This is a genomic window from Gloeocapsa sp. PCC 7428, from assembly GCF_000317555.1.
GTDB lineage: Bacteria > Cyanobacteriota > Cyanobacteriia > Cyanobacteriales > Chroococcidiopsidaceae > Chroogloeocystis.
On the sequence record NC_019745.1, the window covers coordinates 4,186,587 to 4,205,988 of the forward strand.

A 19,402-nucleotide genomic window follows, 5' to 3' on the forward strand; every position below is an offset into this window, starting at 1 on the left:
GGCAAATCTGGAAGGTGCAATATGAAGAATAATCGTCACGGGCAAGCGGCAATTTTTAGCGATGCGGATTATGTGAAAGTGCGGCGATCAATTGCGAATAAAAAGCATCGATTGCTATTTGATATCGCGCGCTACACCGGCGAACGCTGGGGAGCGATTGTGCAGCTGCAAGTGAGTGATGTATTTGATGATAATGGAGTGCGATCGCATATCACTTTCCGCGCAATCACGCGCAAAGCATCAACGCGCGGCATCCGCACGACGCGCCAGGTTCCCGTGCATCCCGAACTACGCGAGATTTTAGAAAAATATGGCTGCCCTAAAACTCGCTGGCTATTTCCGAGTCCGGTGGACGAGGAGACACATATCACTTTAAGAGCAGCTGATTTGATGCTGCGCGGTGCGGTCGAACGCGCTTACCTGGCACACAAAGGCTACAGCACACATTCAACGCGCCGCACGTTCATTACGACGCTCTACCGCAAAGGCGTTGATATCCACACGATTCAACTAATCACGGGGCATCAAGATCTAAAATCGCTGATTCGCTATATCGAGGTCGATCCGGAGCGCACGCGAAGTGCGATCGCGCTTCTTTAGAATGGCGCAGAAAAATGATGCCGCAGTCCCAGCAGTACGATTCAAGTGCCGATTCGTGCGTCCAGGTATTATGCGACGCGCAGTAGGGGCACGGCTGACCGGAAAATAGCAGTTCAGGGTCTGATGAGTCCATTTTTAATCAGCGCTTTGATGGCAACGGGGGTATCGCCTCTTTTTATAGCTTCTGTTACTTGCTCTTGTAGTGCGATCGCGCGCTCGTTCGCAGTGTTGCCGCCAGGAATGTGAACGTGATGCAATTTCTGTTTTTCCATCCACACGTATCGGTAATAAACGTGTTTCTTTTTGTTCGAGGGCGAGTAAGTTTCGACCCAGTGAATGTGTTCTGGAGTAGATTTTGAGTTTACTCCAGAACTGTCTTGAGTTACTCCAGAACTTATATCGGTTGGTTCTGGAGTAGAAAGTAAATTCTGATATTCAGGAGTCCAGGGTAGAAATTCTCTTTTACAATCAGGGCAGTAGGCGCAGTCTAACCCAATAATTAAGCGCTCATGCTGACACACACGAGCGCTAACACATACAGTTGTGGCAGTCATATGATGTAAATGGTTTTTTGGTTTTAACTGCCAATGGATTTTTAGCATCCATTGGCAGTTTTCTTCAGTGATTTAGCGTCAACCGAAGCAAAATGTTTTTTTTGCTCATCCCTCCTTAATTCACAACGTCCACTGCGCCATGAAGCGCAGTTTTTATTTGCAGGATGCACATTTTTAGTTGTGGCTGATCGGTGGTCCAAAATCATCAGGCAATTGGTCTGCTGTAATCTCTAGCACCTTAAGCAGGGTCTTAAACTGACGGACAGTTAGCTTTGGTATTGCCCTTCCCCTTTCCCAATTCGCCACAGTGTTTTCTGTAACACCTAAAGCATCCGCAAGTTCCTTTTGGGTTATATGCCTGAGTGTCCTTAGTCTCATAAGAGGTGATAAAGGCTTTTTTGTCATTTTACCCTAAATTAATTTTGCCTAATTTGATTGACGCTTTCCCCAAATTGGTTTAGGCTAAAAGTTGTTACCCTAAATGAGTTTGGGGAAAAGAAACGAAAAAAACGCAGGCATTCCAAGGAATGGATGCCCACGAAATGACTGCGTTTGCATTCAGTTTCTCACTTGTGCCGCAAAACCCGTAAGCCGTCGCGTCGCTGGGTAGGCTCAAGGAGACACTTGCCCACAACCAACAACCAAAAAGCCATGAGTCAAGACGAATTGCGCGCCTTGCGCGAACGCGTTGCTGAATTAGAGCAACAACTTAAAGCTGCGGAAAATACGATTAAGCGCGCTAAAAATCCCGACCCCGTTGAGCGTCCAACGCTAAAGCGCGTTCTCAAACTTGTTCGCGATGCGTGTATGACGCTCGTTCGCACCGCCTCTGGCTGGGTATTGAGTCTCGGTAACAAACAGCGCAAGTTTAGGCGGCTATTCGATATTTGGGAATTACTGCTAGTTGACGACTGGTTGCTGAGCGAGATCTTTCCAGAGTCAGAACAACCGCGCCCCCGAAGTCGCAAAGCCGCGCAGCCAAGATTGCCGCATCGCAACGAAGCGATCGCGCCGTCGTACCAAGTTGCCTGGTGGCAAGGGCGCGTTTACCAAAAGGCGTACGGATAATGAAAATACTTGCATTACCAGGAGGTGAGTTCATCAATCTTGAACTCGTGCGCCGAATCGAAACCGAACTCGATCCACCCGTCGCGCGCATAATTTGGGCGCGGGATGAAACGCGCGTTTATCACGCAGAACGTGCGAGTGCGATTATTGAAGCTCTAAACGAAGATCTGTCCTGCTGGGATCTTATTGATAAGCGTCCCAAACCGCCAGCAGCAAAGTCATCAGATCCTGGCGACATCCCCTTCTAGCCGCCTGACGAGCCAGCAACGGCGAAACGGGGTTTACCCGTCGCGGCTTGGGTCCAAACCTTGCAGCAGCCACGCAGCGTAACAGCACTTGATGCTGGAGCGGGGTTTTTATCCCTTAATCTCTTCTTGGAATTGCTGGATTATTGCTGCGTAGCTTACCCCTAGCCTTTGAGAGTGGATTGAGCCAAAAGCTCTAGGGAGATTCAGAAGGCACGACAACGGGGTTTTACGTTACATCCCCATTAACTCATGAAAATAGTTGGTTTAGACGTTGGTAGCGCCAGCGTCGTAGCTTGCTGCCTGGAAGCATTACCACTTCCTCTCAAGCCGTTTTTTGCTGCGCATAAAAGCGCGATTGTTGAGTTTCCCGCGACGCGCTCCGGTATCGCCGCGTTACTCGCCGTTAAACCCGATATTGCCATCCTCGAACCAACCGGAATGCACTACGCCGAATTTTGGCAGCGCGCATTAACCGTTGAAGGCGTCGAAGTCCGCTACGTCGGGCACGTCCAGGTTCGCGCCTACCGGAAGTTGCACCGCCTGCCGAATAAAAACGATCGTGCCGATGCCTTAGCACTCGCGGCTTACGGCTGGCAATACATTGATAATCCAGAATTCTTTTTGCGGTTTGTGCCGAAGAGCGCATTACACCTGCGCCGTTGCGTCATGCAATTGGCGCACTTGAATCGCATCACCACCCCAATCATCAACTGCACGCGCCAGTATCTCGCGCACGAATTTCCCGAAGTCGCCAAGATGCGATCATTGCGGAAAGTACGTGACGACCTACCGCCGTTGTGGGGTTGGTTGAGCGGCGATCGCGCATCGCCCTACTACGATCGCCTGTGGAAAAAGTCGGTCGCGCATGAATATGGATTAGAAATCTCTGAGTTTACAATCCATCAATCAAAGCGCATTTGCGATTTAGAGCGTCATCAAGACAGGATTGAGCAAGAGATTTTGACGTTACTTCAGAAAAGCGATTTTGCAATTTACTGCCGAGTATTCGATTCTTTTGGTTTTGGAGTGCGATCGCGTGCGGTGTTGCTGTCGCACATTTACCCATTTGAAGATTTTTTGAACCAAGATAATCAACCCGTGATTGAGTGGGGAGAATCAAAGTCGGGTAGAGCCACAAAACGCGATCGCTCGTTACGCGCGTTCAAATTACGCATTGGTATGGGGCTTGTTGAAGATTCATCAGGACAATCGACCAACTGGGTACCTGGCGGTAGCAGTTTGTGCAGACAAGCGCTGTGGCAGTGGTGTTTGTGTCAGGTTGAACCGCGCCGAGGACGACACACTGATACTGTGCGGCTTTTAGGCGAGTATCTCGATGAATTAAAGGCAAGTCAACTGCCAGGAAAGTTAGCCCAACTGCGGACTTGTGCCAAAGCCGCGACGCTACTTTACAGGAGGCTACTGCAAGCTTTTAGTCAGAAGGAGCTAGAGTAGAAGAGAAAGCATCCGAGTTATTCGCATTTAATCATGGCTGTTCAGTTGCGGCGACCAATTTTAGTGGGTGGAGTAGGCTTATCCTTCTCTTTGTGGATATTACAAAGCTGGCACCACTCTATTGTGCAACTAGGTGAGTATGGCATTCTAGGCGCGATCGCAGTTGGTGGAACTTTGTGGTTATTCCAGCAAAAAACGCCAAAACGACAAAGTATCGATAACTCACCTGTCACGCGAGAAACCGTAGAAAAAGCGATCGCGCAAGCAGCAAGTGCGATCGAACGCTTGGCAGTTGAAGCCAAAGAACCCGCGCAACTGCGTCAACAACTTATTCAACTCAATAAGGAATTTGAACGCCAGGAATTACGCGTAGCCATTATAGGTGGTAAAGCTGTTGGCAAAACAAAACTTGTGCAAGCGTTGAACCAACTATCATTTGGGCAGCAATTAACTTTTCAGGAAACCCCCGCATTATTTACAAGTACTGATAGCGATCGCCAAGCAGAAACAACGGCACTCGTGCAAGCAAATGCTGCTGATTTGGTGTTATTTGTAACAAATGGCGACCTCACAGAAACGGAATTTCAAACTTTACAGCAGTTGATCGCCGTCAATCGACAACGCACTTTACTTGTGTTTAATAAGCAAGATCAACACATCGCTGAAGAACGTGCTGTAGTGTTACACGCCTTACAACAGCGAATGCAAACGTTACTCAAACCCGAAGATACCGTCGCGATCGCGGCGTCGCCGAGTGAAATTAAAGTGCGCCAACACGCGGTGGATGGTGCGATTCAAGAATGGCGAGAACAACCCGCACCCGCAATTGAGCAACTGAGCGATCGCCTAGCAACAATTGCGACGCAAGAAAGACAACAACTCATTTGGGCGACGACACAACGTCAGGCGTTAGCGCTAAAAGCCGAAGCGAAAACACTACTAAATGGTGTCAGACGCGATCGCGCGATTGCGATCATTGAACAGTACCAATGGATTGCAGCAGCGGCGGCGTTTGCGAATCCAGTTCCTGCGCTCGATCTCCTTGCAACCGCCGCAATTAATGCCCAGCTAGTCACCGAATTAGGCGCGATCTATCAGCAGAAATTCTCGCTGCAACAAGCCCAAACTGTCGCTGGCACAATGGGAAGTTTGATGGTGAAGTTAGGCTTAGTCGAACTTTCGACAAAAGCTGTGAGTACAGTGTTAAAAAGTAATGCAGTAACTTTTGTTGCAGGTGGGGCAGTACAAGGAGTGAGTGCCGCGTATCTCACTCATTTAGCAGGTTTAAGTTTAGTTGAGTACTTTCAATCGCAGGAAGTTGCTATTGACTCTGAGAAACTCAATTTAGACAAGTTGAGCCAAACTTTACAAAAGGTATTTCAGCAAAATCAGCAGGTGACTTTCCTACAAGGCTTTGTTAAGCAAGGCGTCGAGCGTTTGTTACAAAAACCACCTCAACCGCAACTTGCTGAATCATAGTTTAGTAGCATTGCTGAATCAATGTATGAATCGTTAAGCAACTGCACTCGGATCAGCCCCCTAAAGCTCTCATGGCTATGGTGTATACATAAATCTAATAGGCTTTTTAGCCCCCTAAATTCCCCATTGTTGGGGGACTTTGAACAGCTTGGTTTCCCCAGAATTGGGGAGTCAGTGTCGTGCGGAAGTGTCCTTTGTTGAGAGAAGTGGCGTACAACTGGCATGGGCTAGGAGGCAGTTTGCCAGAGACTTGACTGAATTAGATCACTTGTGTGTACACGGTAGTCATGTACGGGAAATTTGAAAGCTTGATTTTCCCTCGCCCTTTCTCCGTTTCTCCCAATTGTAGGGGAGAAGATCGGGAAAAATGTTTGTTTGCGGAACTAGGGGCAAATCATACTCCTCAGCAACATCAGTTTAGTTGCAAAAATCAGTGTTACTTCCTCAAATCTTGCAGAAATTCAACATGAGGTTTCGGCTCATTTTGGAATGGATACGACAATGTCTTCTTGCCTAATGCAGAGATTAACTAATTTAAAAAATCTGCGGTTAATTTAACCTAGCACCAGTCAAAATAGTTAAAGCAATATCAAAACATCGCTACGATAGAAAAAGCTAAGGTGTGTCGTTCTCGTTAAGAATCAATTTGTAGGTTTCATTCTTATAGTGCGTACTAGTCAACAAGAGTCTCATTTAAACCGTGCTAAAGCAAGCTTACGGCAAGCATTGTCGTGGTATTCGCATCTGCGCAAGTCGGGAGGGCGATCGCTTGCAAGTCGAGATCTTCCAGGATTAGTTAAACCAGAAATTGAAATCCTCAACGCAGCACTCAACAAACTTGATTCAAATGTAGTTCGTATCGCGGCGTTTGGTTTAGTGAGTCGCGGTAAGTCAGCGGTGTTGAATGCATTAATGGGAGAAAAAATTCTCCAAACTGGACCATTACATGGTGTCACACAATACCCACGTTCGGTGCGGTGGACTCCGAGTGAAAAAGGCAAAGTCCAAGTAGAGTTAATTGATACGCCTGGCTTAGACGAAATCGAAGGACAAATACGCGCACAAATGGCGCGGGATGTCGCGCGTCAAGCCGATTTGATTTTGTTTGTCGTTGCAGGAGATATTACGCGGACGGAATATCAAGCTTTATGCGAGTTGCGGCGATCGCAAAAACCTTTGATACTTGTGTTCAATAAGATTGACTTGTACCCTGAGACGGATCGCGAGGCGATTTACAACAATTTACGGCAACTCGCTGTGATGCAGGGAGATGAAGTCGTCTCTCCTGATGAAATTGTCATGGTAGCAGCAGAACCCGCGCCGCTGGAAGTGCGTGTCGAGTGGGCTGATGACAATGTAACATACGAACTAGAGACGCCAGCACCACAGATTACAGAACTTCAGCAGGCAATTTTAAGAATTCTTAATCGCGAAGGGCGATCGCTTTTGGCTTTAAATGCGTTGGTACAAGCCCGCGAAGCAACAGCGACAATCGCGCATAAAACCGTAGAATTGCGTCAGCAAGAAGCAGAAGATTTAATCTGGCAGTTTACCAAGTACAAAGCGCTAGCAGTCGCACTCAATCCGATCGCATTTCTAGATTTACTCGGTGGTGTTGTCGCTGACTTGGCTTTGATTCGCTCTTTAGCACGCGTGTATGGTTTGCCGATGACGGGCTACGAAGCCGCAAAGCTGTTGCGAACGATTTTGCTGAGTTCTGGCGGTTTACTCTTGACTGAACTCGGAAGTGGGATATTTCTGGGTTTAGGTAAAAGTACTGCGGCAGTTGCTAGTAGTGAGAACCCTGGGAACTTGACTGCCTATTTTGGCACAGCGATCGCCCAAGGGAGTATAGCAGGCTATGGCTCTTACATTGTCGGACACGCTGCCCAAGTTTATTTAGAACGCGGCTGCACGTGGGGACAACTCGGAACCAGTACCGTTATTAAAGAAATATTAGCGCAAGTAGAACCAAATACAATTCTTTATCGTCTGCGCCAGGAGTTAAGCCAACATCTAAGTTGATCGATATAGATTGCTGAAAAGTGGCTAGTTACTAGTGGAAGAGTGAAAAAGAAGTTTATATGTCGTATTTCTCTTTTGCACCTCCACTCCTCTGCACCCTCTGCTCTAAAAACCCTGACCCCTACTATAAATCTAATGACGTTAATTTTTAACCCCAACGATCAATATCGATCGCAGCAAAGCCTTCTTTTTCGGCTAGTGTTAACATACTGCCCAACTGTCGCCAAATTAAGATGCCGAGAAATAAAGTCAGTGGTAGCGCAACCACATAAGCAATTAAGCCTGGAAAGCCGAAGACTTCTAAACCCGCAGAAAGAAATAAGTATACACCAATTGTGATACCTATAAAGGGGACAACTAACGACACTGTAGGTAATTGCGAACTCATACTACTAATGCGATCGCTCGACCAGTTTTGCACAATTTGCTTCAAAGTTGCACCAAAAGCCGCGCCTGAAGTCAGTGAGACAAGAAAACCTGCAATCATTAAAAAGTATGGTGGCTCTGGCAAATAGTACATGAAAAACTCCGCGTTTACTGCTGTTTAGGAAAAATAGCGAACGAACTCACGATCGGTAAGATTGCTGCGGTGCGCTCTTTTGATATCTCAGTTAAAGCATCAAGTGCGACATTTAAGATGCGATTTGGCTTTAGCTCATCTTTGACTAAATTCCAGATGCGTTGCACTTCTGCGGTATGCAGGCGATCGTCTTCTGTTAAAGCTATCAACAATTGCTGTCGCAGGAATTTACCTTCTTCGGATAGAAGGTATTGTAAACCTAACTGTGCAGTTGGTAACAAGTCAAATCGTTTGTCAGCTTGGGCGATCGCAATTAAGTTTTCCAGTCGCTCCCACTGAAACTTACCATCTTTGAACAGCACATTGAGTAGTCGTCGCCGCAGTTGAGGTGTTTCTCCTGTTAGTAATCTTCGTGCAACGTAAGGATAGGATACCTCAACGATCTTAAAGTTCGGGTTCAGACTCAGCGCGATTCCTTCTTGCGTCACCAAAGAACGGATAATTAAGGCAAACTGTGCGGGAACGCGGAAAGGATAATCATACATCAACTCTGAAAACGAGTCGGTAATCGACTTGAAGTTAAAGTCCGCGACGCTTTGACCAATCGCTTGACCAAGTACGGCTTCTAGCGCTGGAACAATTGGGCAAATATTTGTATCTGGAGTCAAAAACCCTAGTTTGACAAAATCAGCGGCTAACTCGTTATAGTCTTTGTTTACCAGATGCACGATCGCATCGACTAAAGTTTCTTTGGTAAGTTCGCTTAGCTGATCCATCATGCCAAAGTCGATGTATGCTATACGACCATCGGGCATTGCAAACAAATTACCTGGATGCGGATCGGCGTGAAAGAAGCCGTGTTCTAATAGCTGCTGTAAACCCGCAGTCACACCAATTTCGATGAGTGTGTCTGTATCTAACCCTGCTTCACGGATGCTTTGTGTGTCGGTTAGTTTGAATCCGTTAATCCATTCGAGCGTTAGAACGCGAGTAGCAGTAAATCGCCAGTAAATTGCGGGAACTTTGACGCGGAAGTCGTTACGGAAATTGGTAGCGAACTTTTCAGCGTTACGCGCTTCGTTGAGATAATCAATTTCTTCAAATAGCTTAGTACCAAACTCATCAACGATCATTTTGAGATCGTGACCAAGATTTAGCGGTAGCCAAGGCGATATCCATCCAGCCACCCACCGCATTAAATATAGGTCGAGCGTCAATACAGGGCGCAAATTAGGGCGCTGTACCTTAACGGCAACCTCTTCGCCACTGTGTAAACGTGCGCGATACACTTGACCAAGACTTGCTGCGGCGACAGGATGTGGTGAAATCTCACTGTATATTTCTTGGATTGAGCGATTTAACTCAGTTTCAATTGTTCGGAAGGCGATCGCGTTATCAAAAGGCGGTAGCTGATCTTGCAGCTTGACTAGTTCATCGAGAAAATCTTTACGAATCAGGTCAGGTCTTGTGGAAAGCGCTTGACCAACTTTAATAAATGTCGGTCCTAGGCGAGTCAGAATTTGTCGTAACTGCGTTGCTCGTTTAAACTTGTTCTGTTCTTCTCGATTCTGCCACTTATCCCAATAAAGACCGAGGATAAATCCTGCAAAACACCAAATAATAGTACAAGCCCGCCAAAGTACTAACCAAGGGCGGTAGCGATAGTAACGTGCGATCGCTTCCGGATCGTAACGGCGGTTATTTTGAGCAAGTTGATACTGACCCACGGCTTTGTTTGCCTCTTATACTGGAACCACTGACATCTGCAACTTTTAGTAACACTCGTTACGGTAGTTGCTAGCACAACTTATTAGTCTGTACTTAGAGCAATCAGTTTATAGATAAGGATTTCCGGTAAGCCCACTAGTCATTTAACTTTGAGACTGACCATTAAACTTTATCTTTTTCTTAACTATAGTATATAAAACTACAAACAAATAATAAGAAAGATTACAATCTTTCCTGGGGTAGAGTCCAGCAGAACCTGAGCGATGCTGGATTACTCAGAGAGATAGTAAAATCGCCGGTTGAGTTTTTCTTGTAAAACAATCAGATGAAGTAGCGAAATTGCGCCTGCTGTTCGTTGCACACGGCTAGGTATTGGTATTCGCTTGGTGAATGAATGCGTGCAGTTTGCTCGACAAGCCGGTTACAGTAAGATCGCCTGTAGACAAACGATGTGTTGCTAGCTGCTCGGCATATCTATGAAGTCATTAGGTTTCGCCTGGTTCATGCAGAAGAACATGACAGCTTTGGTCATCATTTGATCGGAGAAGTATGGGAGCTAGAATTGTAAAGTGCGATCGCTTTAGCTTATTTCTATAACTGATTTAGAGTTGCAGCCCACTAGCTAAGCAGCCGCTAAATCGCCTTAATATACTTGCCAATTCTCTTAACTTATTGCACAGTGTTGTTAGCTTGCGTCTATCACCAAATTCTAGATAATAACTTTCTCCGAGAAATTCAAGCGTATAGTAATTGATTTCTAATTTCCTCAATCGTCAACGCACTCACCAAAATACCAATTCTTTGTGCAACTTCATAAGCATTTTTCTGAGGCACTACAATAATTCCAGAATGTTGTTTATCCTCTTCCATGTATTGAAGATGCAACCGTTCAAAGTCAACTCGGTTATGAGTCAAAATGCGCCTTCTAGTAGAAGCTGCGAATTCAAGCTGCTCTCTATCCGTTTTGCCCAGGGTTGCTTGCTCAGGAACAGTCGTAATATCTAAACCACGCGCTCTTAAAAGCGTAGCAACAAGTGCCGACATATCTTCATCTGTGTAAAGTGCCGCAATTGTCACAGTTCGCCAATGCGCCTCTTACCGATGGATGAACTAGCTCATTAGGAACTTGGTTTTGCTCAATGTACTCATTAATCTCTGCCTGATGATCGAGATAGAAGCTCAAAGCATCAAATACTTGCGCTAGCGTTAAATGAGGCAAATGGCTCAAAATTTCCTCTGGCATAATACCTAACCGCCACAAACCAACAATGGCACGAACAGATGTGCGAGTGCCTAGAATAACTGGCTCTCCGCTTAAAATCTCAGAGTTACTAGTAACGTAGCGCGAGAGAGTTTCGACAGGCATGGAGTGAAGCGTACGGTAAAAATCGGAGTTACTTATAGTATATCCTACGTCTTCAGCCAGGTGATTTAGGTTGGGTGGTGCACCGTCATGGTGTGCTGTATGCTGAGGAATACGGTTGGGACGAGCAATTTGAGGCACTCGTTGCCAGTATTGTCGCCGAATTTGTTCAGAACTATGACCCGAAACGAGAGCGATGCTGGATTACCAAAGAGAAAGTGAGATTGTCAGTCCAGTTGCAAGGGTTGCAAGCAACTGTTGCCCTAATGCTGACGCTTGAACCAGCAGTTCACTGCAACAGGGAATATGTTAGCCGCGTTGAAAGCTTAAATGTGAACTACTCAGCCTTGTCTGACTGGCAGTTACTTAAATATCTTGTCATTTCAATATATTTGACTCCCCAACCTTCAAGTGACAGTAATGTTGGCTCCAGCAATCTACCTAAATCTGTCAGTGAGTACTCGACCTTTGGTGGAATTTCTGGATAAATTTTGCGACTAATCACGCCGTCGTTTTCCAATTCTCTTAGTTGCTTAGTTAGAATTCGTTGCGATAGCTCAGGAAATGTACGTTTAAGCTCATTAAACCGCTTTGGTTCATCAAGCAGATGGTAAAGAATCACGCCTTTCCACTTATCCCCAATGACTTCTAGAGCAGCTTCTATATAACACCCTCGTGCCCCATCAAAAGATGCATGTCTCATCTAAGCTCCTCTCAGACTACTTGCTGGACCGGTAACACTTATGTTACTGATGCACAGGAATGTGCGTTCTTACGAAATTCTAAGCAATTTTGCATAATCAGATTGCAACCTTACCATTGAATGAGCAAATGAAGATTTTTGTAACTGGAGCGTCTGGTTATATCGGCGGTTCAATCGCTACTACCTTGGTTGCTGCTGGACATGAAGTGATCGGCTTATGCAGGTCAGCCAATAAAGCTGTGTTACTTAAGCAGAGGAGTATTGAACCAGTTCTTGGAACATTGCGGGATGAGCAAATCCTCTTTCAAGCCGTTCGTTCAGCAGATGCTGTGATTAATGCCGCAGATGCAGACGATCCGTTTGTTGTAGAGGTATTACTTCAAGCACTTAAAGGGTCAGGTAAAAAGCTGATTCATACAAGCGGATCAAGCATCGTTGGCGATCGCGCTGCTGGCGAACGTAGCAATCGTATTTTCCATGAGGATATTCCACGTCCGATTCGTTTTGAAAAAATTGGGCGAGTAGCAATTGATACTCAGGTAATCGAGAGCGTTGTTTGGGGAATACATTCTGTCGTCATGTGTCCCTGTCTCATCTACGGTGATGGTACAGGTCTACACACTCAAAGCATACAGATTCCTTGGATGATTGCAGTTGCTAAAAAACACCAAGTGGCTCGATATATCGGCAGAGGAGAAAACATCTGGTCAACAGTCCACATTGAAGACATTGTGAGCGCTTACATGCTTGCACTTGAGAAGGCGCCTGCTGGGTCATTCTTCTTCCTTGAAAATGGTGAATCAAGCTTTAAGGAAATTGCTCAAACTATACAACATGAACTGGGTTTTGAGGGAACAGCACAAAGCTGGACTGTTGAGGAAGCCATTCAGGAATGGGGACAAGAAGGTACTCACTTCGCTTTTGGGTCAAATAGCCGCATTCGCTCAGAGAAAGCTAAAAGCCTTTTAGGATGGACACCTAAACACTCATCGGTGGTTGACTGGTTGAAGAAATCATCAAATTTGTAGACTTTGCAACTAACAAATAATGCTCAGGAACTATTCCACCGAGGACTGAACGGCATAACTCGTTATTAAACAGAGTTCTTCTGCTCTTAGTCTTCTGTGTCAAAACTTCTAGCCCTTTGAAAGCGATCGCTTACTGTTGCGAGGATTTCGCCTCCAAATTCTCTAAACGACTTCTAAGTTCTTGATTTTGTTGTTTTAGTACATCGAGTTCTTCACGCAATTGCTTCACACCTTGATCTGAACCAACCGCAGATTGCACTCGCGATACAGCTTCTTCCGCCATACGTCGCACTCGTCCATCAGGAGTTTGATTCGCCAAAGCTTGTAGAATGCCAATAGCTTTAGGAGTTTCCATTTGTCCGAGGGCGCTGACAACAGCGACTTGCGTTAGGAAAAACGACTCACGGGAGAGTTCTTCGAGTTGCTGCAAAACGCGTTCGAGATTTACTGCATTCAGCCCTGTGGAAATTGTACCGAGGGCGCGAATTGCGCTGAGTCGTAGTGCTTGCGGTACGCCTAGTTTGGTATATTCCAAGATAAGGTCGAGTGCTGGTTCAGCGGTTTTCATTTGACTCAAACCCGCGATCGCACCTGCACGCACGACCTCGTTCCAACCTGCCCTTTGTTCTAAAGCTGATTTGAGCAGTTTCACAACTTTTTCTTCTTTCGGCTTCGCATCGACTGTACTACCCGCAATTGCACCAATCGCCTTCATTGCTGATGCTTCAACGTAGTAGCTAGGATCGCCATTTTCTACAAGCGGTTTGATTGCTTTGTAACTCTGATGTGTCTTAATATCAGCGAGGGCTTCGATCACTGCACGGCGTACTAGGGGATGATTGTCTTCTAAACCTGCAACTAAACCATCAAAAGCTTGATCGAGTTTGACTTGCGCGAGTTGTTTGGCAACTTCGGCGCGGACTCCCCAGAAAGAATCCTGTTTCAATGCTTGCGAAAGGGCTTTTACCGCTTCTAGTCCACCTTTTTTCGCCAAAGCTTCCGCTGCATATATTCGCGAAATCGGGTCAGAATCAAATGCTAATTGTGCTTTCAACTCTGGTAGAGGATACTCTAAAGTGACTGTTTTTAAGTAGTTATTCCCGACATCAAAACTGGCAAACTGCGGTTTCTCCTCTAACGGGAAATAGAAACTTTGCTCTTTTTCATGCACCCGCACGGTAAATGTTTTCAATTGAGGAGAAGATTCTGCGTTGTTGGTATAGCCAAACGCGATTGGGATTTTCAAGTCAAATAAATCGCTGCTAATACCGTTTGAACCTTCTTTCGCTTGCGTTTGCGTCACGGTAACTTTAGCTAATTTGCTATCGCCATCCCAAGTGTAAGCAACTTTAAAATCAGGGTGTCCGCCACGATAAACGTATTGGTCAAATAGAAATAGTAAATTTCTGCCAGATGCTTTTTCAATCGCGCGGAGTAAGTCGATTGTTTCCACTGTTTTGTGGGCATTATCCTGAACAAATGTATGAATCGCTTGCCAAAACAACTCTTCTCCTAATTCGGCGCGAATCATGTGATAGACACACGAACCTTTTTCGTAAAGGTGGCGATCGTATAATTCAATTGCCTCGCGATAAACGTGCGTAACGATTGGGCGACGATAACGACTGCTATCTTCGGCTAAGTAACTTCTTGCTTCGAGTAAACGATAATAAGCGGCTTCTTCTGCGCCGTACTCGTGTTCTGTCCACATGACTTCTGAATAAGAAGCCATACCTTCTTTAATCCAAGCATGAGACCAATGCTTAATCACGACAAGATCGCCAAACCATTGATGTGCCAGTTCGTGCGCGACTAAGCTTTCGGTGTTGCGGTTGTCGAGTGCGGCGCGTTCATCGAGTAAGCAGCGATCTGTGAGTAAAGTAGTCGAGGTGTTTTCCATTCCTCCGAAAATAAAATCATCTACGCAGACTTGCGCATACTTGGGATAAGGGTAAAGATAACCATACTTTTCGCTAAAAAATTCAATCATGCGCGGGGTTTTGCCCATGCTGCGCCGTGCGTCTGCTTCGCGTCCTTTTTCGACATAGTACGTGACAGGTTTACCGTTCCATTCGTCTTGAATTTCGGCAAAGTCTCCTACCGCAAGTGTCATAAGGTAAGTAGGGTGAACTTGCTCTTGTAACCAGTGGTAAATTTTAGCGTCGCCTTCTTCAGCGGTGTCGATCAGCGTTCCGTTGGAAATGGCAATGTAAGGTTTGGGAACGCGGACGCGAATTTCGGATGTTGATAGTTGTCCTGGGTAGTCGAAGCAAGGAAACCAGAAGCGCGAGTCTTCATCTTCTCCCTGCGTCCAAACTTGTGTCGGTTTATGGGGATAGTGTTGATTGGGAGTAATAAAGTAAATACCGCGTTGAGGTTTTTCCGCTGAGTAGGCGATCGCCATCTTGATCGCATTACCAACAGTAGTGGGTGATACCAGTTGAATATGCAATTGCGAACCATCATATTCAAATGCTTGCGGCGTGTCGTCAACGCGTACTGAGTAAATATTGAGATTCACTGCATCTAATGTCAACCTTTCGATGCCATTGCGGATCGGCTTAAGCTGGATAATACAAGTTCCCTGATAACTCTTACTCGGAATATCTAAATTGAGATCTAAGAAAATATGCTCGACTTGTCCAGGACGATCTGGGTTGTAGTGGGGTTTTGCTCCTGGTAGTTCAAAGGCTCTGTGGCGGCTATTATCTGTATCAAAGTATAACTGTGACATCTATTCTGCTTATCCTCGAATGCTAAAAGCGATCGCTGCAACTTGTTTTTTTAGGGTAGCGCTTCTGACACATAAAGCAGTGCTAGTGCTTGAGATGCGATCGTTGATTTTATTATTATTGCGTTTGCCCTGTATCTGGCAATTCGCTCCCTAGCCGGATTTAAGCGTCAAGAAGAACTTGTACCACCAGAACCGACACAAGAGTGTCCTTATTGTTTAACTAAAATCCACATTGCGGCAACTCGTTGCCCTGCTTGTACTTCAGAATTGTCACCCCAAAGCCCGATAATAAGCTAAAGAAGACATAAATTTTTAGTATTACGTTATGACTGTTGCTGCCAATACTGCGCCAGAAATCGCATCCCGTTTTGTTAATCGAGTACTTGCAATTAAGCCGTTGGCAAATTTAGCCAAGCACCAAGCACGGCAAATGATGATTAAACGTGCAGAAAAAATTGGTGTTCCTTGGACGAAGCAAGTACAAGAATTAAAACAGCTTGACTGGGATACTCAACTTGCACAAGTCGAAAATCCGCATTTGCAATATCCTGATTACTATTGCTGTTCGTTTCATGCTTACGAGCAAGGTAATTTAAGCTGGGATGCAGCGCTAGAAGTCGAAGTTGCTGCCCGCGCAGTTCATGCCGGAATTTGGGCAGAGGCAGGCGCAGAGGGTGATGCTCGGCTTCGCGCGTCGTATCATGATATTCTCAAAAACGAAGTTGCGCAGCCACGCGACATTCTAGATATCGGCTGTAGTGTTGGTATGAGTACGTTTGCCTTACAAGAAGTCTATCCACACGCAGCAATCACTGGTTTAGATTTATCACCTTATTTTCTTGCGGTTGCCAATTACCGCGCGCAACAACGTCACGCACAGATCAACTGGGTCCACGCGGCGGCTGAATCAACTGGATTGCCATCAGCATCGTTTGATTTAGTTTCCATCTTTCTGGTATGTCACGAATTGCCGCAATCGGCGACACAGCAAATTTTTCAAGAAGTCCGACGCTTACTTCGTCCTGGTGGCTATTTAGCAATTATGGATATGAATCCACAATCGGAAATTTACGGTAAGATGCCTCCTTACATTTTGACGTTATTGAAAAGCACCGAGCCGTATTTGGATGAATATTTCACTTTGGATATTGAAGCAGCTTTGAAAGTCGCAGGGTTTCAAAACATTGCGATCGCGCCTAATACTCCCCGCCATCGTACTATCACGGCGCAGGTAGCGGTTGGGTAGTATTTTTGCCCCTTGAATCCCCCACAAGTGCGGGACTTTGAATAGTTTAGCTTCCCCAGAATTGGGGAGCCTGGCGAAAGGTGCGGGGGTTCACCCTGTTGAGCGAACTGGCGTGGGTTGGGGGCGGTTCACCAGATACTATATCTCTCAAGTCTGGAGGAAACTGGGGTTAAGGGAAAAGCCTAATGTACCAATTCCCTAACCTCTGACCTCTGATCGCTGATTTCTTGAACAGTCTGATCGCAGTAAATTTCACAAGAATTGTTGGGACTTTCAATTAGCTTAACTTTGTGTAATGTAGCTCCTAGTTCTTGGATGGGCGATCGCAAAACATTACTGATGTATACCGCGATATTTTCTGCGGTTGGGACGATTTCGGCAAAGTAGGCGATGTCTTTGTTTAAGAAGGTATGATCCAGCGGTTCGACGACTAAATCATCGACGATTTGTTGCAGTGCACCTAAGTCAACAAGCATTCCGGTACGCGGGTCAATATCACCTTTAACAGTGACTTCTAAATGATAGTTGTGTCCGTGTCCGTTGGGACGCGCGCACTTACCGTAAATTTCTGAGTTTTCTTCGTAACTGAGATCCGGACGTGCTAGCCGATGCGCAGCGCTGAAGTGTGTACTAAGTGTTAAGTAAGCTTCCATGCCGTTTCCTTGATATTCTGCCCAAAGTTCTGGATGTTCAAAGAGTTGAATGCGGACTAAAGGTAAGTAAGGTGCTAGTCGCTGCCAAATGACTCTGGCAATGTTTTCGGTGGTAGGCAGTGTTTGTTGAAATTCTGTCCAAACATCGTTAAGGTGCGAAAAATCGAGTTGGCTAGTAACTTCGCGCTTGATCACCTGTTTGACTTCAGACAAATTTTGTACCATGCCATATTCATCGAGTTCACCGGCGAGGGAAACATATAAAACGTAGTTGTGTCCGTGTCCTGGTGTTCGCGCGCAAAGTCCAAAACGCTGTGTATTCTCAGCCTCGCTTAATTCGGGTAGCCAATACCGATGACTCGCTGAAAACTGTGCGCGACGATTGACAATGCATTGCATGAGTACACGAGTTGTTGAATGTAAAGTTTTTTGAATGATGCTGATAACAGCATAAACTAATTAGCGTGCGCATTGCACCTGACGCTGAGTTGTGAATGCAATCGATGTTTGATTCTCGTTTTTGTCCGCGTGAGTTTACACAGTTTCCGATCGAGTTTGGTTGGCAGCAGTTGCGATCGCCGATTTTGCTATTTCTGGCAATCCTCATTGCAGTTATCGTTAGCCTTCGGCTGATTGCCCGCAAGTGGCGGTTCAAGCAAAAATGGATGCTTCCTAGTGTGGTTACGCTCTTGTTTAGCTTGATTGCGGTTGGTTTGCTGTCTATTGTTGTTGTGAATGGACTATTTCTGCCTCCTGATCCTGGAACTTCTGTCGATGCCATTGTTATTTTAGGTCGAGGTAGAGCCTTGAGAATGGAACGAGCTAGGGTAGCAACTCAATTGTGGCAAGCCAAAAGAGCACCAGTGATTTTTGTCAGTGGTCGAGGAGATGCTTTACCGATTATTGAGTTATTAATTGCCCAAGGTGTACCTAAGAATGTTATTGATGGCGAAAACTGTTCGTTGACAACGAAAGAAAATGCGATTTTTTCAGCAGCAATTCTACAACAGCGAAACATTCAACGAATTTTATTAATCAGCGATCCTCCGCATATGTGGCGATCGCTGATCGAATTTCGTGCTTATGGATTTACGGTTATTCCGCGTACAAGTCAGTTACCAGATGAGTGGAATTTACCACAAACAGCTTACGTAGCTTTACGGGAATCAATTGGTTTCCCGTGGTATCTTTGGCGACAGATTGTAGCTCCGCCTTCTCAGGTGATGCCGGATGTTGAACTATCAGCTTTGCTGCAAAAAGCACAACAGTACGGTCAACAACGCCTCTATGTTGATTAAGCGATCGCCTCTAGCGATTCTTGGGCTTCGCAATGCAAACCAGCCGCGATTCGGAATAATTCTTGACCCATGTGCAAATAGCGATCGTCGTAGTTGAGTGGAAAGTAACTTAACTCTTCGATGCCATCGCCTACTTGATTGAGACAATAGTACAAGTGCGCTGCGGCTCCCGCAACACTAGGAGGATTCGGCAACGAGCGAAACGCTACTTGGGCTTGTTTGAGCCAGTCGCGACAGCTTTGCAGATAATCTTCAAAATCTCCTAGTAATTCATCATCAAAAGGATCGGCTGCCAAATTTTCGATTTGTTCTTCTAACGAGTTGAGAATTCGGCAAATCAAACGATTCACGGGTTGATAGACTTGGTGCAGCCATCGTGCTAATTCTTCATCAGCATCTCTTCCCGTTTGCCGCGAGGTACGATATTGATTTTGTGCTGCTGCGGTACGCTGTTGTCGTTCGCGACGTGTTGTTTTTTGTGTAAGGAGTTGTTCGTCATAGGATTGCCGTTTTTGAACATCTCCTAGGACTTCGTATGCGGCGTTAATGCGAATAATTTGCTCATGATCGGCGGTGTCCTGATGACTATCAGGATGAAATTTTTTTACCAAGCGGCGATAGGCTTGCTTAATTTCCGCTTGGCTCGCTGCTGCATTAACGTCAAGAGTGTCGTAGTGATTCGATGCCATCACACCTAATT

At 45.8% G+C, this 19,402-nt stretch carries 19 protein-coding genes; 9 read left to right on the forward strand and 10 right to left on the reverse strand.

Annotated features, from left to right (window positions below):
• Positions 1-21 precede the first annotated feature (21 nt).
• Positions 22-600 (forward strand): site-specific integrase, encoded by a 579-nt coding sequence (locus GLO7428_RS18470; RefSeq protein ID WP_015190092.1) that lies wholly within the window; start codon positions 22-24, stop codon positions 598-600.
• A 113-nt stretch (positions 601-713) separates the two neighbouring features.
• On the opposite strand, the gene GLO7428_RS27995 is transcribed toward GLO7428_RS18470, so the two are convergent.
• Both GLO7428_RS27995 and GLO7428_RS29780 read right to left on the reverse strand, forming a co-directional pair.
• Positions 714-1,154 carry a hypothetical protein gene (locus tag GLO7428_RS27995; protein ID WP_015190093.1) on the reverse strand — a complete coding sequence of 147 codons (441 nt, stop codon included), beginning with the start codon at positions 1,152-1,154 and terminating at the stop codon, positions 714-716.
• 174 nt (positions 1,155-1,328) lie between these two features.
• On the reverse strand, positions 1,329-1,559 hold the full coding sequence (locus GLO7428_RS29780) for a helix-turn-helix transcriptional regulator (protein ID WP_015190094.1): 231 nt from the start codon (positions 1,557-1,559) through the stop codon (positions 1,329-1,331).
• Positions 1,560-1,805: 246 nt separating this feature from the next.
• Here GLO7428_RS29780 and GLO7428_RS18480 point away from each other — a divergent pair, with 246 nt between their 5' ends.
• The 5 genes from GLO7428_RS18480 (at position 1,806) to GLO7428_RS18500 (ending at position 7,429) form a co-directional block, all read left to right on the forward strand.
• Complete coding sequence (locus GLO7428_RS18480; protein ID WP_015190095.1) at positions 1,806-2,222, forward strand: hypothetical protein; 417 nt, start codon at positions 1,806-1,808, stop codon at positions 2,220-2,222.
• On the forward strand, positions 2,222-2,470 hold the full coding sequence (locus tag GLO7428_RS18485) for a hypothetical protein (protein ID WP_015190096.1): 249 nt from the start codon (positions 2,222-2,224) through the stop codon (positions 2,468-2,470). The genes GLO7428_RS18480 and GLO7428_RS18485 overlap by 1 nt, the downstream gene beginning before the upstream one ends.
• Before the next feature lie 249 nt (positions 2,471-2,719).
• Positions 2,720-3,925 (forward strand): transposase, encoded by a 1,206-nt coding sequence (locus GLO7428_RS18490; RefSeq protein WP_015190097.1) that lies wholly within the window; start codon positions 2,720-2,722, stop codon positions 3,923-3,925.
• Between the two features lie 33 nt (positions 3,926-3,958).
• Complete coding sequence (locus GLO7428_RS18495; RefSeq protein WP_015190098.1) at positions 3,959-5,404, forward strand: DUF697 domain-containing protein; 1,446 nt, start codon at positions 3,959-3,961, stop codon at positions 5,402-5,404.
• Between the two features lie 666 nt (positions 5,405-6,070).
• Positions 6,071-7,429, forward strand: a complete 1,359-nt coding sequence (locus GLO7428_RS18500; protein WP_015190099.1) for a GTP-binding protein — start codon at positions 6,071-6,073, stop codon at positions 7,427-7,429.
• A gap of 148 nt (positions 7,430-7,577) precedes the next feature.
• Here GLO7428_RS18500 and GLO7428_RS18505 read toward each other — a convergent pair whose 3' ends face one another.
• The 5 genes from GLO7428_RS18505 to GLO7428_RS18525 all read right to left on the reverse strand — a co-directional run bounded on the left by GLO7428_RS18505 (position 7,578) and on the right by GLO7428_RS18525 (position 11,743).
• Entirely contained in the window at positions 7,578-7,949 is a 372-nt protein-coding gene (locus GLO7428_RS18505; RefSeq protein WP_015190100.1) for a hypothetical protein, read from the reverse strand.
• Positions 7,950-7,963: 14 nt separating this feature from the next.
• The gene (locus GLO7428_RS18510; protein ID WP_015190101.1) at positions 7,964-9,676 is read right to left on the reverse strand and encodes an AarF/ABC1/UbiB kinase family protein; all 1,713 of its coding nucleotides are present in this window, start codon (positions 9,674-9,676) and stop codon (positions 7,964-7,966) included.
• 736 nt (positions 9,677-10,412) lie between these two features.
• The gene (locus GLO7428_RS18515) at positions 10,413-10,754 is read right to left on the reverse strand and encodes a DUF5615 family PIN-like protein (protein ID WP_015190102.1); all 342 of its coding nucleotides are present in this window, start codon (positions 10,752-10,754) and stop codon (positions 10,413-10,415) included.
• Positions 10,726-11,043, reverse strand: coding sequence for a DUF433 domain-containing protein (locus GLO7428_RS18520; RefSeq protein WP_015190103.1), 318 nt, complete (start codon positions 11,041-11,043; stop codon positions 10,726-10,728). Before GLO7428_RS18520 ends, GLO7428_RS18515 begins: the two co-directional genes overlap by 29 nt.
• A 334-nt stretch (positions 11,044-11,377) precedes the next feature.
• Positions 11,378-11,743, reverse strand: a complete 366-nt coding sequence (locus GLO7428_RS18525; protein ID WP_015190104.1) for a helix-turn-helix domain-containing protein — start codon at positions 11,741-11,743, stop codon at positions 11,378-11,380.
• A gap of 89 nt (positions 11,744-11,832) precedes the next feature.
• Here GLO7428_RS18525 and GLO7428_RS18530 point away from each other — a divergent pair, with 89 nt between their 5' ends.
• On the forward strand, positions 11,833-12,771 hold the full coding sequence (locus GLO7428_RS18530) for an NAD-dependent epimerase/dehydratase family protein (protein ID WP_196797390.1): 939 nt from the start codon (positions 11,833-11,835) through the stop codon (positions 12,769-12,771).
• Between the two features lie 130 nt (positions 12,772-12,901).
• Here GLO7428_RS18530 and GLO7428_RS18535 read toward each other — a convergent pair whose 3' ends face one another.
• Complete coding sequence (locus GLO7428_RS18535) at positions 12,902-15,505, reverse strand: M1 family metallopeptidase (RefSeq protein ID WP_015190106.1); 2,604 nt, start codon at positions 15,503-15,505, stop codon at positions 12,902-12,904.
• A gap of 325 nt (positions 15,506-15,830) precedes the next feature.
• Between GLO7428_RS18535 and GLO7428_RS18540 the strand changes: the two genes are divergently transcribed.
• Entirely contained in the window at positions 15,831-16,751 is a 921-nt protein-coding gene (locus GLO7428_RS18540; RefSeq protein WP_015190107.1) for a class I SAM-dependent methyltransferase, read from the forward strand.
• Positions 16,752-16,933: 182 nt separating this feature from the next.
• Here the strand turns inward: GLO7428_RS18540 and GLO7428_RS18545 are convergent, their stop codons facing one another.
• Positions 16,934-17,803 carry a 6-carboxytetrahydropterin synthase gene (locus tag GLO7428_RS18545; protein ID WP_015190108.1) on the reverse strand — a complete coding sequence of 290 codons (870 nt, stop codon included), beginning with the start codon at positions 17,801-17,803 and terminating at the stop codon, positions 16,934-16,936.
• A 104-nt stretch (positions 17,804-17,907) separates the two neighbouring features.
• Between GLO7428_RS18545 and GLO7428_RS18550 the strand changes: the two genes are divergently transcribed.
• Positions 17,908-18,702: a YdcF family protein gene (locus GLO7428_RS18550; protein WP_196797391.1), complete on the forward strand. Its 795-nt coding sequence runs from the start codon at positions 17,908-17,910 to the stop codon at positions 18,700-18,702.
• On the opposite strand, the gene GLO7428_RS18555 is transcribed toward GLO7428_RS18550, so the two are convergent.
• Positions 18,699-19,394: a J domain-containing protein gene (locus GLO7428_RS18555; protein ID WP_041918694.1), complete on the reverse strand. Its 696-nt coding sequence runs from the start codon at positions 19,392-19,394 to the stop codon at positions 18,699-18,701. The genes GLO7428_RS18550 and GLO7428_RS18555 overlap by 4 nt on opposite strands.
• Between the last annotated feature and the right edge of the window lie 8 nt (positions 19,395-19,402).